Below are 17363 nucleotides of genomic sequence, written 5' to 3' on the forward strand. Positions count from 1 at the left end.
ATGACAAAAGAAGCAGTAATAGAACGGTTGCCATATGCATCACCTTTCCTGTTTGTGGATGAACTGGAGTATATCGATAATGAAAGTGTAACAGGGACGTATACATTCCACGCTGATATGCCCTGTTATCAGGGACATTTCAAAGGTCATCCTGTTACGCCCGGAGTATTGCTGACAGAGGTGATGGCACAGATAGGACTGGTTTGTCTGGGTATTTATATTTCGGGAGATGATAATACGCAACAGTTACCATCTGTAGCTTTGACATCTACCCAGGTAGATTTTTACATCCCTGTGTTGCCCGGTGAAAAAGTAAAAGTGAGGGCAGAAAAAGTATACTTCAGATTTGGTAAGCTGAAATGCCGGACAGCATTGTATAATGAGAAGAATGAACTGGTATGCGATGGTATTATTGCCGGAATGATTATTCGAAATAAACATGAATAAGAGGGTCGTCATAACAGGATTGGGCGTAGTGTCGCCAAACGGAACAGGCTTACCTGCCTTTCGTGAGGCGGTGAAGAAAGGTGTATCGGGAATACGCTTTGATGAGCAAATGGCAGCGTTGAAATTTTCCTGCCAGATTATGGGCCGACCGGAGATACCGGAAGCGTTGTTACAGCAATACTTCGATGAGCTGGAGCTGAAGCAGTTGAGTAGTACTGGTATCATCTATGGCGTGATGGCAGGTATGGAAGCCTGGGCAGATGCGGGGCTGGCGTTGCCGGATGAAATGGCTGAGCCGGACTGGAACAGCGGTACCATATTCGGAGCGGGTATTTCCGGAGTAGAAAAATTCCGGGATTCGGTTTATAAAGTAGATGACTTACAAGTACGGCGTTTAGGCAGTACCGTAGTCACGCAGGTGATGGCCAGTGGAATCAGTGCATTTCTTGGAGGGAAGCTGGCATTGGGTAACCAGGTCACTACTAACTCTTCCGCCTGTACGACGGGCGCGGAGAGTTTGCTGTTGGCGTACGACAGGATCCGGCAGGGGCATGCCACGCGTATGCTGGCCGGTAGCACCGGTGAAAGCGGGCCATATATATGGGCGGGTTTCGATGCGATGAAAGTATGTACTTTCCGATCCAATGACAAGCCCGAAGCAGGATCCAGGCCCATGAGCGCCAGTGCAGCCGGTATAGTGCCTGGCAGTGGTGCAGGAGCTTTGTTGCTGGAATCGCTGGATAGCGCATTAGCGCGCCAGGCGCCAATCTATGCAGAGGTCCTGGGAGGCAGCATCAACTCAGGCGGCCAGCGCAATGGCGGAAGCATGACAGCGCCCAACAGTGCAGCAGTGCAACGTTGCATCCGGGATGCCCTGCAACAGGCCGGTGTACAGGGGAAGGATATCGATGTCATCAACGGTCATCTGACTGCCACTGGTAAAGATGCGGAAGAAGTGAAAAGCTGGAGTATTGCACTGGAACGCAGCGGGATCGATTTTCCCTATCTTAATGCGTTGAAATCGATGGTGGGCCATTGTTTGGGAGCATCGGGAAGTATAGAGCTGGTAGCGGCCGCATTGCAGCTTAAAGAAGGCTTCCTGTTTCCCAATCTTAACTGTGAAGACCTGCATCCGGGGATAGCGGAAATAGTGGACCACTCAAGAATTCCGCAACAGCTATTATATAAAGACATAAATTTATTGGCGAAGGCGAGTTTTGGTTTTGGAGATGTGAACGCCTGTATTATTCTCAGGAAATACCAGCAATCTTAAATAATACTGACATGGATCAAGCAACATTTATCGCGCAACTGAAAGATATAGTGAAACCTTATGCGAAGAATCAGGAAGCGCTGGAGCAGATCAGTTTATCGACCGATTTTATCAACGACCTGAAAATTAATTCTGCTAACCTTGTGGATGTGGTGCTGGACGTGGAAGAAAAATACGATATCGTTATCCAGAACGAAGAAATGGAACGTATGCTGAATGTACAGGCAGCTATGGACATTGTAAATGCAAAGTTGCAACAGAAATGATTGGCAACGATATAGTAGACCTGCATGCAGCAGCAAAGGAAAGCAATATTTTCCGCAGGGGATTCCTCGGGAAAATATTTCTGCCTGCAGAGCAGGCTTATATCGCAGCTGCAGCATGCCCGGCAACCATGGCATGGCAACTGTGGAGCTGGAAAGAAGCGGTGTATAAGATTGTACACCGGCAAACCCGGCAACGCACCTACGCCCCGCAGCAGTTCAGCTGCGAAATATCCGGTACCCGGGGTAGCGTAACCCACCAGCAGCAACAATATTATGTGATCAGCACATTGGATGCCGGCTATGTTCATACTACGGCAGCAGTTACGCCACAGTTATTACAGCACCTGTTTGTAAAGATTGCCGATTATAACGGTAGCGATTATACGACAATTATTTTGCCCCCACAGCTCGAAATGCTAAAAGATGAATACGGAATACCGTATGCCCGTTGCCGTTATACCAACCGAGTAACTCCCATATCGGTCAGTCACCATGGCGCATATACCGCGATGGTTATTATGTGATGGAAACCACGCATTAGTAATGATGCTTATTTAATCATCTTTTTTACTTTTTTTTGAGATATTGAAGTTTGATGTATTTAATAATTAATTGATAATCAATTTTTTTGTTTTATTTGTATGTATGTTTATACATAGTGCAAAAAAAATCGCATATTGTAATAAAATACTATCAGAATAGTGCATCAATATGCACGATCTTTATTCCATAGCTATAGTTGAAGATCCACGGAATACGATCAACCGCAATGCGATAAGTGAATAGTATCTATAACAGTATGAATATGTTCCAACGTTATGCCATCTGTGCAATAGCCTTGTTGTGTGCTTGCAACAGGGGTAGTGCGCCGGATCAGCAGGAGGAAAAACTCCCTGAACTGGTGGACTATAATTTTAACATACGGCCTATTTTATCAGACAAATGCTATGCATGTCATGGCCCGGACGCTAATAAACGGGAAGCTGGCCTGCGGCTGGACATTGCTGACAGCGCTTACAAGGCGCTGAAGGATAATCCGGGCGCACACGCCATTGTACCCGGCAATCCGTCGGCCTCTGTGGCATATCAACGTATCAGCACTACAGACACTGCTCAGCGGATGCCGCCGCCTTCATCCAACATGGCGTTGAGTACGCATGAAATAAAACTGATTGAAAAATGGATTAAGCAGGGAGCCAAGTTCCAGCCTCACTGGGCTTTTGTAGCGCCTGTTGCTCCGGCGCTGCCCAGGGTGAAGGAAGAGAAATGGGCGCGCAACGAAATTGACCGGTTTGTGCTGGCTCGCATGGAAGACAAAGGGCTGGAGCCGAACCCTGCTGCGGACCGGGAGAGGCTGCTGAAGCGGCTGTGCCTTGACCTGACAGGACTGCCGCCTACATCGGAACGTATGGAGCGTTTTGCGAAAGATACTACTGATGCAGGATATGAGCGCATGGTAGACGAACTGTTGCAGGATAGCGCCTACGGCGAGAAAATGGCTATACACTGGATGGATGTGGCGAGGTATGCCGATTCACACGGGTATCAGGACGATAATTACCGCAGTATGTGGCCCTGGCGCGATTGGGTGATACATGCCTTTAATGAAAATCTTTCTTACAAAGACTTTATCACCTGGCAGCTGGCAGGCGACATGATGCCCGGTGCTACGCGGGAGCAATTGCTGGCATCCGGTTTCAACCGTAATCATAAAATCACTGAAGAAGGTGGGGTAATAGATGAAGAATACCGGGTAGAATACGTGACGGATCGTACGAATACATTTGGAAAAAGCCTGCTGGGTATTACGATAGAATGTGCGCATTGTCATGATCACAAGTATGATCCTTTCTCTCAGAAGGAGTATTATGAATTGTTTGCGTTCTTTAACAGTGTAAAAGAAGTAGGGCTGCAGTCGACCGTAGGCGGACCTGAAACCTACGCCAAGACGCCCTATATGGAGATCTCCAAAGAAGATCTGCAGGGGGTGTTGAAATTCATTAATAAGCAGGACACCAACCGCCTGATCGTATCCGTTATGGGCGACAGGGACACTGCGCGAAAAACGTATATCCTTGGCCGTGGGAACTATGATAACCCGACCCTGGAGGTACAGCCTGAAACGCCGCATGCGGTGTTGCCATTCGACAGTAAGAAGTATCCAACAAACCGGTTGGGTTTGGCCGCCTGGTTGTTCGATCCACGGAATCCGCTTACAGCAAGGGTTTTCGTTAACCAGGAATGGCAGGAAATATTCGGCAGAGGGATCGTTAAAAGCACCGGTGATTTTGGAATGCAGGGAGATCTGCCTGCCAATCCGCAGTTGCTCGACTGGCTGGCAACAGACTTTATGCAGCATGGATGGAATATAAAACGGTTAATGAAGCAGATGGTCATGTCGGCCACCTACCGGCAATCGGCAGTGGTTTCACCGGAGAAGCTACGCATCGATCCTGAGAATATTTATCTCTCCCGCGGGCCTCGTTTCCGCCTGCCGGCAGAGCTGGTCCGCGACCTTGTACTGCAAAGCAGCGGGCTGCTGGTGCATACCATCGGAGGGCCGAGTGTAAAGCCCTACCAGCCCAAAGGGCTTTGGGAGATGGCTACATCCGGCAGGGGGATCTTAGCAACCTACCGGCAGGATCATGGAGCGGGCCTTTACAGACGAGGACTATATACCTTCATCAAACGCACCGTGCCGCCACCTTCCATGATGATATTTGATGCCAGCAACCGCGACCAGTGTGAGGTGAAACGTGCCAGCACCAATACACCGCTGCAGGCATTGATCATGCTGAATGATCCTACTGTGCTGGAAGCATCGAGGGTATTGGCTTCCCGGCTGATGCAGGCCGATAATGATGCAGCGCGCAACATTCAGCAGGCCTTCCGTCTGATTGTGTGCCGCAAGCCTGAGCAGCATGAAACCACCTTGTTACAAAAGTATTATGAGCAGCAGCAACAGTTGTATAAACGTCAGCCGGATAATGCGATGAAACTGCTGCGTCATGGGGAATACCCGATGGCAGCAAATCTGGATGTAGCCTCCTGGGCTGCAATGATGCAGGTTATCACTACCATCTACAATCTTGAAGAAACATTGTCAAAAACCTGAGTTACACCTTTAATAAATACGGGAAGATGAAAAATGAATTTATAGAACATCACCTGAACATGAACCGGCGCAAATTCTTATCGCGTCTGAGCCTGGGCATAGGTAGTGTGGCACTGGGTTCCCTGCTGATACCGGATGTTTTCAGTAAGGGAAGTGCCGAGGAAGCAGCTTTTATTCCGGGGATACCGCATTTTGCGCCCAAGGCCAAAAGGATTATTTACCTGTTTCAGAATGGTGCGCCGTCGCAGCTGGAGAGCTTCGACTATAAACCCAAGCTCCGGGAAATGATGGGGCAGGAGTTGCCAGCTTCCATCCGCATGGGGCAGCGCCTCACGGGGATGACCGCGGGTCAGGCATCTTTCCCTTTGGTAGGATCTCACTACGATTTTCACCAATATGGCGCATCCCGGGCATGGATAAGCGATCTGTTCCCGCATACGGCGAAGATCGTTGACGATATATGTATTGTGAAATCGATGTTCACGGAAGCGATCAACCACGATCCGGCACTTACGTTTTTCCAAACCGGGGCTCAGCAGGGAAACCGCGCCAGCTTTGGTTCCTGGATGAGTTATGGACTGGGAAGTGAAAATAAAAACCTGCCTGCTTTCTGCGTATTACTGTCAAGAGGAAAAGGCAATGGACAGGGTGTATACTCGAAGCTCTGGTCTAATGGTTTCCTGGATAGTATACATCAGGGCGTGCAATTCAGTAGCGGAGAAAGTCCGGTGTTGTACCTGAACAACCCGGATGGCATAGATATGGCCAATCGCAGGCAGATGCTGGATCAGCTGGCAGCCTTGAATGAACAGTCTTACAAGGAATTTGGTGACCCGGAAATCAGTACTAAAATACAGCAATACGAGATGGCCTATCGCATGCAAACGGCGGTGCCGGAGCTGACGGATCTGTCGAAGGAACCGGATGATACCATCAAGTTATACGGACCGGATTGCCTGGTGCCGGGAACATTTGCCGCGAACTGCCTGCTGGCGAGGAAGCTGTCGGAAAGCGGCGTGCGTTTCATACAGCTGTATCATCAGGGCTGGGATCAGCATGGTAATTTGCCTAATGAAATGGCTGGTCAGGCGAAAGATGTAGACAGGGCATCAGCAGCATTGATAACCGATCTGAAGCAAAGGGGATTGCTGGATGAAACACTGGTGATCTGGGGCGGTGAATTTGGTCGCACGAACTATTGCCAGGGTAAAATGACTGCCGACAATTATGGCCGCGATCATCATCCGCGCTGCTTTTCCATCTGGATGGCCGGAGGAGGAGTAAAGTCGGGTATTGTATATGGAGAGACAGATGAATTTGGATATAACATCATCAAAGATCCGGTGCACGTGCATGACTTTCATGCCACCGTACTGCATCTGATGGGACTTGACCACGAAAAATTAACATTCAAACACCAGGGCCGCCGTTACCGGTTAACAGATGTTGCCGGTAAAGTGATACCGGGATTAATGGCCTAAAAAACAGTATATCATGGAAAGAAGAAAATTCATACAGGCTTCCGCGTTAGCAACCGCATCATTTTATATCTCCCGGGATCTTTTTGCCTCCTCCAAAGGCCCGGTGTACGGCCATAACAATATGAAGTATGTGTTGGATACGAAATGGGGCACGCTCGACAGCAGCCGTTATCCGGTAAAAGACTGTCATGAAATGGTGCAGGACAAAAAAGGAAGGATCATTCTGCTGACAAATGAGACCAAAAACAACATATTGGTGTATAACAAATCAGGCAAACTGCTCGAAAACTGGGGCCATGAATTCCCTGGTGCACACGGCCTGACATTGACGAATGAAAACGGCACCGAATACCTGTTTATTACAGATACAGAAAAACATCAGGTATATAAAACCACTATGGATGGAAAAATCCTGATGACGATCGATTATCCTGCTGAAACAGGCGTGTATAAGAAGAAAGAAGAGTTTGTACCTACAGAAACTACAGTGGCTGATAACGGCGATTTCTATATAGCAGATGGTTACGGTGCGCAATACGTTATGCGCTATGACCGGAATGGTAAACTGCTGGCTTACTTCGGAGGAAGAGGAGCGGGTGATGAGCATCTGGACAATGCGCACGGCATTTGTGTGGATCACAGAAAAGGCGAACCAACGCTGATTGTCACTGACCGCACACGGAACTGCTTTAAACGGTTCAATATGGATGGAAAGTTGTTGGAAGTGATTGCACTGCCGGGTGCCTGCGTATGCCGGGCTGTCATCAAAGGAGATCACCTGTATGCAGCCGTTTTGAGATCACCCAATATGGATGTAAACGGCAGCGGCTTTGTTACCGTGCTGGATAAAGACAACAAAGTGGTGTCTAACATTGGCGGCACGGCCCCTACCTACAGTAACGGCGTATTGCAGCCCATGCAGCAGGCAGAGAAGATATTTGTACATCCGCATGATGTATGTGTTGATAATGATGAGAACCTGTATGTGGCACAATGGAATGCAGGTAAAGTGTATCCTTATAAACTAAGGAGGGTATAATGGAGGTGAAACGAAACGCCCGGTGGCAGCAGGTGGGTGAAAGCCTGTTGTTTGTCCTGAATATATTTATCCTTTTTTTGCTGGTCTTTCATGATAAAGTGATACTGCCGCCCTGGTTACAGGTACTGGGGCGTATGCATCCGCTGGTATTGCATTTTCCAATAGTTATACTATTGCTGGCGGGTATTTTATCTTTTGTGAGACTACCTGAACCCGGTGCAGAACAATGGAAAAAGCAACTCACGAAAGTACTGCTACTGACAGGTGCACTCAGTGCAGCCGTTACCGTTATAATGGGTCTTTTTCTGTCGGGAGAGGAAGGTTATCACGGAAGCGGAACGCTGCAGTGGCATAAATGGAGCGGCGTGATCATGTGCTGGCTGGCATCCGGCTGGTACTGGTTCGGTCAGTCGCTGGAAAGCCCCATGGCACAGCGGATCAGTGCGGTAGGAGTAGCCGTATTACTGCTGGTAACCGGTCATTTGGGCGCGGATATCACGCACGGGGAAAACTACGTACTTGCACCGGTAACGCCTGCACGAAAGGGTATTGATGTACCGTTAGACAAGGCCCTGGTGTATGACCATCTTATAAAACCAGTACTGGAAGAAAAATGTTTAAGCTGCCACAACGCCGGAAAGGCAAAGGGAGAGCTGGCGATGGAGCTGCCGCAACAGCTGCTGAAAGGAGGGAGGAACGGTAAGCTCTTTGTGGCGGGCAAACCGGAAATGAGCCTGCTGATAGAACGGCTTCACCTGCCACTGGATGCAAAAAAGCACATGCCACCGGCAGGCCGGCCGCAACTTACACCCGAAGAACTGGATCTTTTGTATTACTGGATCAAAGACGGAGCAGACTTTAAAACCAGGGTGGCAGCATTGCCTGCGCGCGACAGCCTGCGGTTGATAGCCGCATCGATGCTGAGGCCGGCGGCCGCACCCGTATACGATTTTGGCGCAGCTGATGAGAAACTTGTTCAACAGCTGAATAATAATTACAGGGTTATTTATCCGATTGCTTTACATGCCGCACCACTGATAGTAAATTTCTACAATAAAGATCAGTTCAATGGCAAGTGGATCACTGAATTACTGCCGCTTAAAAAACAGATCATTGAAATGCATCTGCAGAAAATGCCGGTGCAGGATGCAGATCTGAATACCATCTCTCAGTTTACCTCTTTAAGGACCCTTAACCTCAGTTTTACTAACGTAAAAGGGCAAACGCTGTCGGCCCTTACGAAGTTACCGCACCTGGAAAGCCTTTCTCTTTCCGGTACTCCGGTAACGCTGCAGCAGCTGCAGGTATTAAAACAGGTGGCATCGCTGAAAGAGCTGTACCTGTGGAATACTTCACTGACGGCGGCCGACCTCGACAATGTGCAGAAAACATTTGCGCAGGTGAACGTTATCAAAGGGTTTCAGAACAATGGCAACCAGTTGCTGAAATTGAATCAACCACAGTTGCTGAATACTGCACTCGTATTCCGTGATCAGATGCAATTGCTGCTCCGGCATCCGGTACGGGGTGTGGATATACATTATACTACTGACGGATCGATGCCGGATAGCGTAAATTCACCGGTGTTTAAAGACAGCCTGTTACTGGCTGCCAATACCGTGGTGAAAGCTATCGCATGTAAAAACGGCTGGTATGCCAGCGATCCGGTGCAATTCAGCTTTTACCGGTCGGCCTACCGGCCCGATAGCATGCGGCTGATCACGCAGCCCAGCGGAACCTACACCGGTGAAGGAGCGAAAACGCTTTGCGATGGGCTGAAGGGCGGAACAGATCAGGGAAATGGAAAGTGGCTTGGTTACAACAAAGACCCGATGGAAGCCCTGATGTTATTTCAACAACCGGTACCGCTGAAGTCTGTTACCATAGGTATCCTGAGAAATATCGGCGGGTATATTTTCCCACCGGAAAAAGTGGAGGTATGGGGAGGTACAGATCCGGCGCATTTGAGACTGTTGAAGAAAGTAGTGCCGGCTGCCGGGAAAAAAGATGACCCTGCAGCGTCGCTCGACGTAGAGTGTTCATTCCCCGAAGCGCGTGTATCCTGCGTGAAGCTGGTATTGGTGCCGGTAGCGAAACTGCCTGAGTGGCATCCCGGAAAAGGAGGGAAGGGATGGGTGTTTGCGGATGAGGTGTTGTTTAACTAGCTGTTATAATCCCTACCTTTAAGGGGACAGAACAGCAGCAAATAATGAAACAACATAAGTACGAAGAAATAGCAGCAGAAATAGCAGATAAGATCCTCGGAGGGCAGTACCTGCCTGGTCATCGCCTGCCCTCCGTCAGAACCCAGAAAGAGCGTTATAAAACCAGCCTGAGTACTATTCAGCATGCCTATGATGATCTGGCGCTAAAGGGACTAATAGAACGCTTTCCCCGTTCCGGATATTATGTAAGTGCCCGTCCGGCGCCGGGAGGCAAGTTACCCACGGGGAATATAGTGCGTGATCCGTTATTCAAGAATAATCTTGCTGTCATTACCTCAGAAAACCTGCATCGGAGCGCACTTTCGGAGTTTAATGTGGCGGCTCCCGGTGATCTTCTCTTACCACAACAGTTATTGCTGAAAACTATGCAGCAGGTGATCCGTGAAAAAGGAGCATCGTTGCTGAAGTACTATCCATCGAACGGGTTAGCCAGCCTGCGGGAAAAGATCACGCAGCGTGCGGCAGATCACAACACGCGTCTGAGAGCGGAAGAGGTGCTGATTACAGATGGTGCATTGCAGGCCATTTATATCGCACTGTCGGCGGTATGTGTACCCGGCGATCTTATCGCTATTGAAAGTCCCTGCATTTTCTCCGTGCTGGAAGTGGTAAGGGTACTGCGTCTGAAGGTAATAGAGATACCGGTAGATACAATCAATGGAATGAACCTGGATATGCTGAAAGAAGCATGTGCGTCGTATTCTGTTAGATCTATTGTTCTGACTCCTAACTTTCATAACCCAACCGGGGCACTGATGACTGACCGGCAAAAGCAGCAACTGCTGGCGATCGCAAAAAAGCATAATATTCCTGTTATAGAAAATGATATTTATGGCGATTTATACTTTGAAGGGGTTCGTCCGTCTACGATCCGATCATTCGACAGCAGCGGGCTGGTGATGACCTGCGCCTCTTTTGCCAAGTCGCTGGCGCCGGGAATCAGGTTGGGTTGGCTGGCGGCCGGGCGCTATTTCAGGCAGGCAGAGCAGGTACGTTTTGCAATAGGCAGCAGCGTGACACCAGTTTACCAGGAGACGATGAATAAGCTGTTGGGTGCGAGTGCGTACGAAAAACATCTGCGTATGTTCCGTAGTCAGCTGAAGCAGCAGTGTGAGCAAAGCATACAGCTTATCCGTGAATATTTTCCGCCAGGAACGCTAGTAGCTGCGCCTTCGGGGGGGTATCACCTATGGGTGAATTTACCGGAGCAACTGGCTATGCCATCTTTCTACAAATATTGTGAAAAGGCAGGTATAAGATTTACACCGGGTTCCGCATTTTCTTTTACCAGTGCTTATGAACATTGCTTCCGGCTGGTGTTTGCCGATACCTACACTCCCATGAAGAAAGCAGCCATAAAGAAGGCGGGGGCCTATGCCGTTGCCCATTCCTGAATAGCTGTACCACTTGTTTTTCCGCATTCTGTATCCTGTGCTCATCTTACTTTAGTGCCTCACTTTCAATAACCGAATATGAGTGCAAATATTATTACGAAGTATGCGGTAGCATCGGATAAAATGGTGGATGAGTTGTTGCACCTTATCCGTACATGGTCTTCTGAACATCCAGGTAATGAAATAGACGGGCAATATACCCGTAAGCCGTTAGTAAACAGTATGAACAGTTTTTCTTCGCAATGGCTGGTAACGTATCATGATGATGAACCGGCAGGATTTGCGCTGCTGACAGAAGGAGGGGAGCGGCCGGAGTTTACAGCAGGCAGGCGGGCCGTACAGCTCTCCCTTTTTGCAGTAATAAAAAAATATGCCGCGGCAGGCGTGGGTAATTCACTGTTGGAAAAATGTCTGCATATATACAAGAACAGGGAAATGATGTGGATGGAACCGGCAATGGTACAGGAACAATCTGTATTGCTTGAAAATTATGGATTTACGAAGAGCAGTGAGTATTTAGTGAAGGAAGGATTATAGTTATTTAGCGCAGGGTGTGACTGTGAAAGCCGGCTGAACCCGGCGGATCTGCAAGGGATTCGCAAAGCCGGCTCATTAAATGTGCTGTGGGCGGCTGTGGCAGCAACATTTTGTAAATTCCAAAAGGTTGTATTACTTTCATGTATCGCAACCACGTATGACTAACTTATACCGGCCTTGATCCACGATAATGAACAGGATTTACTGCTCTCTGTTGCCAGAGGAGATGAACGGAGCTTTCACGCACTGGTGAAGCATTACTGGCCACAGGTATATGGCACCGCACTTCGTCTGACCCGGAACCCGGAGCAGGCAAAAGATCTCTCACAGGATATTTTTCTGAAACTATGGAATAACCGGGAAAAGTTACCCGGGGTAGATAAGGTAACCACCTTTATATATGTATGTGCCCGCAACCTGATCATGGACCATTTGGAAAAAAAGGTTTTGCGGACAGAGCATCTTGATCAAATGGCTGAAACACTGTCGGACGAACCATTCGGCGATGCCCAGTCGGGCCTGGAATACAAGGAGCTGGAAAAGATGCTGATGCTGGCCATTGAGCATTTACCGGAGAAAGTAAAAACAGTATTTGTGCTGCATCGTTTTAACGGACTGAGTCATGTGCAGATTTCCCGCAAACTGAATATTTCCGTAGTCAGCTCGCAGACCTATATCGTCAGAGCGTTGCGTAGTATCCGCGAGTACCTGAACCGGCATTCCGAGCATGTTTTCGTATGGCTGGTATTGCTTTCCGGTTTTTTTTCATGATTTTTTAGAATTTACTGTCTTACCCCTGATTCCTTTCCCGTCCTTATATACGGGGACGATCATTAAACCTGTATCAGCATATGCCTGAAAGAACTTTTGATGAATTGTTTAATGGTTACATGAGTGGAACGCTCAACGCTGAAGAACTTCGACAGTTCAGGGTAATGGCCCTCATGCCGGAGAACAGGGAGCGATTGTCCGGTTTGCTGCAGGATGCGTTTAATGATCCTGCTTATGCCGAACACGCGGACTATGATACAGACGAAATGGCGGGGGAAGTGGTTCGTAAAGCGAAGAAGGCAGATGAAATGCTGAGCGTATTGAAGCAGGATCGCATTTCATTATTGGAGAGGCCCTGGTTCAAATATGCAGCAGCTGCGGCAGTTTTCGTGCTGCTGATTGGAGCTACCTGGCAGTTTCATCTTTATAAACAACGCAACAGGCCTTTATTGGCATCGCATAGTGTGGTTAAGCCGGCGGCACCTCAGCCAGTGCTGATATTAGGTGATGGTTCCAGGATTGCCCTGGATAGTGTTGCCAATGGTACCATTGCACATCAGGGTGGTGCGCAGGTAGTTAAGCTGGCGAATGGTCAGGTAGCTTACAATGCTGGTACTGATGATAAAGGCGGAGCGGTATTCAATACTATGCAAACGCCGAATGGTTGTCTTTATCAGCTTACGCTCCCGGATGGTTCAAAGGTATGGCTGAACGCTGCTTCCGCTATACGTTATCCGACGGTATTCCCGTCTGATTCACGATTGGTGGAAGTAACGGGAGAAGCATATTTTGAAATAGCAAAAGACGAGCGGCGGCCATTTGTTGTGAGTGCAAGAGGTATGCAGGTTAAAGTATTGGGAACAGCTTTCAACGTCATGGCCTATCCGGATGAAGGGGCCGTGAAAACCACCCTGGTAGAAGGAATGGTGAAAGTAAATGCAGATAAGCTCCTGCATCCCGGAGAGCAGGCTGTGTTGAACAGCCACAGTGGCCAGCTTACCGTGAATAAACCGGATATGGCGGAAACGCTGGGATGGAAGAATGGAGAATTTTATTTCAGAGATACAGATATCACTACCATCATGCGCCAGATAGCCAGGTGGTATGATGTGGAAGTGAAATATGAGGGCGATATGTCAGATATAGTGCTGTCGGGGATTGTAGCCAGAACCGCACAGGTATCGCAACTGTTAAAAGCACTGGAATTAACCAAAATCGTACGTTTTAAGATACAGGGAAAAACTATTATCGTAATGCCTTACCAGGCAGCTCATTAAATTACCAGTTAAATAACATCATGTCATGACCTGATTTTCTGCACGGATAACCTGCGTATAATCCTGCCGAAAGCCAGTTGCCGGGGCCCCGGCAAGGGATAGTGCGTCTTATACTCAGGAACAGGTTCCACGTTCAACCGTGATTGCTCAATAAGAGTAATCTTTGCCTAATATTAAAATCCACGCCTGAAAAATATGAATTTCCTTACCAAAGGTTCCCGGCCTTTAAAGAGATGGCCAGCCAAAACAGCGCTGATCGGGATGATCCTCCTGCTGCTACACACAGGCAGCTACGCACAGAATGTAACATTGTCAGTGAAGAATGTTCCACTTGAAAAAGTGTTTGCATTACTGAAACAACAAACCGGATATTCATTCATCTGGAGAGGGCAGCAATCAAGCGCCTATAACAAAGTATCGCTGGAATGCAAGAATGAACCATTTCAGCAGGTATTGAAAAATTTCCTCGATAACTTATCGCTGACTTATGAGATAACTGATAAGATAGTAGTGGTTACCAGGAAAGAAAACCAGGTTCCTTCCGGAGGTAAGGATCAGGACAAGATCATCATTAACGGGAGGATATCGGACGAGAAAGGTGCGGTTTTACCCGGGGTGAGTGTAAGGCTGAAAGGCAGTACGACCGGGGTTACTACTGATAATCAGGGACATTTTTCCATACCGGTTTTCGACGGAAATAACGTGATTGTTTGTTCCTATATTGGCTTTGAAACAAAAGAAATTACTGTAAGCAACCAGCAGACGCTGAACATCATGATGAAGCTGGCCAGCGCTTCGCTGAACGACCTGGTAGTGGTCGGATATGGTACGCAGTCTAAGAAAAACATGACTTCTTCCGTATCGTCCATCAAAGGCAATGAGTTGGCTGGTGTTGCGGTCACCAATCTCGATGCGGCTTTGCAGGGAAAGGCGGCCGGCATGCAGGTGGTGCAGAACTCCGGTGCACCCGGCGATGAAACGTATATCCGTATCCGTGGTAACGGTTCACTGTTTGGTGAAAACCGCCCGCTGTATGTGATAGACGGTGTGCCTATGAGTAACCTGCCCGCTGCACAATACGGTATCTCCGGTGATGGCCAGCGCATCGCTACTACCAATAATATTAACCCCAATGATATTCAGTCGGTGGAGATTTTGAAAGACGCCGCCGCCGCAGCTATCTATGGTTCCAGGGGCGCCAACGGTGTTATCCTCATCACCACCAAAAGAGGTGCAGAGGGAAAGTCACGGTTTGCTTTCAATATGTATACCGGCTTTGCACAGATCCCGAAACGTTTACCAGTACTCAATGGCGAACAATTCGTACAGCTGTTCAAAGAATCGCGCGCCAATGCCAACCTGCCTGATGATCCGGCCATTGTAAACACCGGCAGGAACACCAACTGGCAGGATGCCATTTTCCGCAACGCACCCGTTTCAGACTATAACTTGTCTATTTCCGGTGGTACGCCCAAAACATCCCATTATATCTCGTTGGGATATCTTGATCAGACAGGAACCATCGTTGGTGTACAGCATTTCAAACGCTTTAATGGCCGTGTGAATTTCGACTTTGCCGCTACCGATAAAATAAAGATCGGTGTGAATTTAACAGGTGTGCATTCCATCAACAACCGTATGGATAACAGCTTTTCAGGACAATCAGTATTGGCCCTGGCATTGATTGAGAACCCCAACGATCCTATTTACAACCCCAATGGAACTTATTACACAGATCCCAACCGCCGCTGGACCAACCCGGTGATGATTGCTAATAATCTCAGATTTCAATCGAACGTAAACAGCTACATCGGTAATGTGTATGGAGAGTACAACATTATACCCGGACTGAAATTCAGAACCAGCTTTGGTTTTGATAATCAGCAGGTGACCGACGACCGTTATCAGTCTAAGCTGGTGAACAATGGTACTCCTGCTTCCGGCTTTGTTTCTGTGTTCACACAGTTTCTTTGGGTGAATGAAAATACACTGTCTTATTCACCGATGTTGAGAGGTAAGCATAAGCTGACCGCTTTAGTCGGACAAAGTGCACAGGAAGCTACCGTACGTCGTATAGGCGTTTCCGGTAATACCAACTCTACTGATATCATTCAGGCGGTTACCGGATTTACCCAACTCTTTTCCCCACTGGATTATCGTTCGCAATGGGGGCTGGTTTCGTATTTCGGCCGGTTGAGCTATAACTACGACGATCGTTATCTGTTGGAAGGTGTAGCGCGGACAGATGGTTCTTCCCGTTTCGGGTCGAACAAGCGTTATGGATTTTTTCCGTCAATTTCTGCAGGCTGGCGGGTGAGCAACGAATCATTCATGAAGCAGCAGCGGTTTATCAATGAACTGAAGATCAGGGGAAGCATTGGGGTTACTGGTAATAACGAAGGATTAGGAAGCGATTTTCCGTCGCTCGCCACTTATTCCACCGGGTATAACTATGGTAACGACGCGGGTATTGCACCTACCTCCTTATCGAACCGGGATCTTAGCTGGGAAGCTACCACCGCCTCTAATATCGGGCTGGATGTTACTTTCCTCAACAGCCGCATCAATGTAACCATAGATGCATATCGTAAAGTAACTAACCGCCTTATTTTTAAACTGGATCTGCCGTATACATCGGGATTCGGTCGCACGAATGGCGCGAACATCGGACAACTGCTTAACAAGGGTTTGGAAATCTCTGTTAATACAGACAATATCAGAGGGCCTTTCACCTGGACAACCAACTTCAATATGTATTTCAACAGGAATAAGATCACCAGTCTGCCTGAAACCGTGATCGGCGATCCTTCCAGCTCTGACTTTACAGAAGCATTGCCGGGTTCATTTTACTCCAGCTCTCCAACGAGTATATTCCGTGTAGGCGAGCCCGTTGGTTCCTTTTTTGGATACCGAAGCAAGGGTATAGATCCTAAAACAGGGAACGTTATTTACGACGATATTAATCACGATGGTAAGATCACAGCGGCCGACAGGGTAATCCTGGGCAATGCACAGCCGAAATTTACCGGTGGTTTAACCAATAGTTTCAGCTATAAGGGGGTAGACCTGAGCTTCTTCCTGTACTGGTCTTACGGCAATAAAGTATACAATCAGACACGCAACATGCTGGAAAGAATGAATGCCTATAACAATGGGGATCTCAACACCCTGCGCAGGTGGACTCCGCAGAATACCATCACCGACATTCCGAAGGCAGTATTCAATGATCCGGTTACGCCTAACAGTCTCACTAACGGGGAGATGTCGCAGCGCTTTGTTGAAGACGGTTCTTTCCTGAGAATGAAGAATGTGACCCTGGGGTATACTTTTGCATCTTCCATGCTGAAAAAGATCAGGATCAGCAGTGCCAGGGTATATGCGAGTGCGCAGAACCTGTTTATCATCACCAATTATTCCGGACTGGATCCTGAATCACAGAACCAATCGGTGAAGAATTCCCAGTTGGGGATTGACTGGGCAGTGCAACCACAGCCGCGTACTTTCCTGTTAGGATTAAATGTGAACTTCTAAAAGCAGC

General features: G+C 48.2%; 13 protein-coding genes. All 13 read left to right on the forward strand.

Features of this window, described 5'->3' with window-relative positions; all coding sequences use genetic code 11:
• The 13 genes from UNH61_RS09175 (at position 1) to UNH61_RS09235 (ending at position 17356) form a co-directional block, all read left to right on the forward strand.
• Positions 1 to 447 carry a hydroxymyristoyl-ACP dehydratase gene (locus UNH61_RS09175; protein WP_326991789.1) on the forward strand — a complete coding sequence of 149 codons (447 nt, stop codon included), beginning with the start codon at positions 1 to 3 and terminating at the stop codon, positions 445 to 447.
• Positions 440 to 1720: a beta-ketoacyl-[acyl-carrier-protein] synthase family protein gene (locus UNH61_RS09180; RefSeq protein WP_326991790.1), complete on the forward strand. Its 1281-nt coding sequence runs from the start codon at positions 440 to 442 to the stop codon at positions 1718 to 1720. The genes UNH61_RS09175 and UNH61_RS09180 overlap by 8 nt, the downstream gene beginning before the upstream one ends.
• 11 nt (positions 1721 to 1731) lie before the next feature.
• Positions 1732 to 1986 (forward strand): acyl carrier protein, encoded by a 255-nt coding sequence (locus UNH61_RS09185; RefSeq protein WP_326991791.1) that lies wholly within the window; start codon positions 1732 to 1734, stop codon positions 1984 to 1986.
• Complete coding sequence (locus UNH61_RS09190) at positions 1983 to 2510, forward strand: 4'-phosphopantetheinyl transferase superfamily protein (protein ID WP_326991792.1); 528 nt, start codon at positions 1983 to 1985, stop codon at positions 2508 to 2510. The genes UNH61_RS09185 and UNH61_RS09190 overlap by 4 nt, the downstream gene beginning before the upstream one ends.
• 281 nt (positions 2511 to 2791) lie before the next feature.
• Positions 2792 to 5101 (forward strand): PSD1 and planctomycete cytochrome C domain-containing protein, encoded by a 2310-nt coding sequence (locus UNH61_RS09195; RefSeq protein ID WP_326991793.1) that lies wholly within the window; start codon positions 2792 to 2794, stop codon positions 5099 to 5101.
• A 26-nt stretch (positions 5102 to 5127) separates the two neighbouring features.
• The gene (locus tag UNH61_RS09200; RefSeq protein WP_326991794.1) at positions 5128 to 6582 is read left to right on the forward strand and encodes a DUF1501 domain-containing protein; all 1455 of its coding nucleotides are present in this window, start codon (positions 5128 to 5130) and stop codon (positions 6580 to 6582) included.
• Positions 6583 to 6595: 13 nt separating this feature from the next.
• On the forward strand, positions 6596 to 7621 hold the full coding sequence (locus UNH61_RS09205) for a 6-bladed beta-propeller (protein ID WP_326991795.1): 1026 nt from the start codon (positions 6596 to 6598) through the stop codon (positions 7619 to 7621).
• A complete protein-coding gene (locus tag UNH61_RS09210; RefSeq protein WP_326991796.1) occupies positions 7621 to 9786 on the forward strand; it encodes a c-type cytochrome domain-containing protein in 2166 nt (721 codons plus the stop codon). The genes UNH61_RS09205 and UNH61_RS09210 overlap by 1 nt, the downstream gene beginning before the upstream one ends.
• A 44-nt stretch (positions 9787 to 9830) precedes the next feature.
• Positions 9831 to 11240: a PLP-dependent aminotransferase family protein gene (locus tag UNH61_RS09215; RefSeq protein WP_326991797.1), complete on the forward strand. Its 1410-nt coding sequence runs from the start codon at positions 9831 to 9833 to the stop codon at positions 11238 to 11240.
• A 78-nt stretch (positions 11241 to 11318) separates the two neighbouring features.
• Positions 11319 to 11777 (forward strand): GNAT family N-acetyltransferase, encoded by a 459-nt coding sequence (locus tag UNH61_RS09220; protein ID WP_326991798.1) that lies wholly within the window; start codon positions 11319 to 11321, stop codon positions 11775 to 11777.
• Positions 11778 to 11954: 177 nt separating this feature from the next.
• Positions 11955 to 12548 carry an RNA polymerase sigma-70 factor gene (locus tag UNH61_RS09225; protein WP_326991799.1) on the forward strand — a complete coding sequence of 198 codons (594 nt, stop codon included), beginning with the start codon at positions 11955 to 11957 and terminating at the stop codon, positions 12546 to 12548.
• 80 nt (positions 12549 to 12628) lie between these two features.
• On the forward strand, positions 12629 to 13825 hold the full coding sequence (locus UNH61_RS09230) for a FecR domain-containing protein (protein WP_326991800.1): 1197 nt from the start codon (positions 12629 to 12631) through the stop codon (positions 13823 to 13825).
• 195 nt (positions 13826 to 14020) lie between these two features.
• Positions 14021 to 17356, forward strand: a complete 3336-nt coding sequence (locus tag UNH61_RS09235; protein ID WP_326991801.1) for a TonB-dependent receptor — start codon at positions 14021 to 14023, stop codon at positions 17354 to 17356.
• Positions 17357 to 17363 lie beyond the last annotated feature (7 nt).

The sequence above is a fragment of the Chitinophaga sp. 180180018-3 genome (assembly GCF_037893185.1).
Classification (GTDB): Bacteria; Bacteroidota; Bacteroidia; order Chitinophagales; family Chitinophagaceae; genus Chitinophaga.

Bases quoted from the DNA above. Each gene is read 5' to 3' on its own strand.
- UNH61_RS09175 (WP_326991789.1), top strand. From the start codon at position 1: ATGACAAAAGAAGCAGTAATAGAACGGTTGCCATATGCATCACCTTTC.
- UNH61_RS09180 (WP_326991790.1), top strand. From the start codon at position 440: ATGAATAAGAGGGTCGTCATAACAGGATTGGGCGTAGTGTCGCCAAAC.
- UNH61_RS09185 (WP_326991791.1), top strand. From the start codon at position 1,732: ATGGATCAAGCAACATTTATCGCGCAACTGAAAGATATAGTGAAACCT.
- UNH61_RS09190 (WP_326991792.1), top strand. From the start codon at position 1,983: ATGATTGGCAACGATATAGTAGACCTGCATGCAGCAGCAAAGGAAAGC.
- UNH61_RS09195 (WP_326991793.1), top strand. From the start codon at position 2,792: ATGTTCCAACGTTATGCCATCTGTGCAATAGCCTTGTTGTGTGCTTGC.
- UNH61_RS09200 (WP_326991794.1), top strand. From the start codon at position 5,128: ATGAAAAATGAATTTATAGAACATCACCTGAACATGAACCGGCGCAAA.
- UNH61_RS09205 (WP_326991795.1), top strand. From the start codon at position 6,596: ATGGAAAGAAGAAAATTCATACAGGCTTCCGCGTTAGCAACCGCATCA.
- UNH61_RS09210 (WP_326991796.1), top strand. From the start codon at position 7,621: ATGGAGGTGAAACGAAACGCCCGGTGGCAGCAGGTGGGTGAAAGCCTG.
- UNH61_RS09215 (WP_326991797.1), top strand. From the start codon at position 9,831: ATGAAACAACATAAGTACGAAGAAATAGCAGCAGAAATAGCAGATAAG.
- UNH61_RS09220 (WP_326991798.1), top strand. From the start codon at position 11,319: ATGAGTGCAAATATTATTACGAAGTATGCGGTAGCATCGGATAAAATG.
- UNH61_RS09230 (WP_326991800.1), top strand. From the start codon at position 12,629: ATGCCTGAAAGAACTTTTGATGAATTGTTTAATGGTTACATGAGTGGA.
- UNH61_RS09235 (WP_326991801.1), top strand. From the start codon at position 14,021: ATGAATTTCCTTACCAAAGGTTCCCGGCCTTTAAAGAGATGGCCAGCC.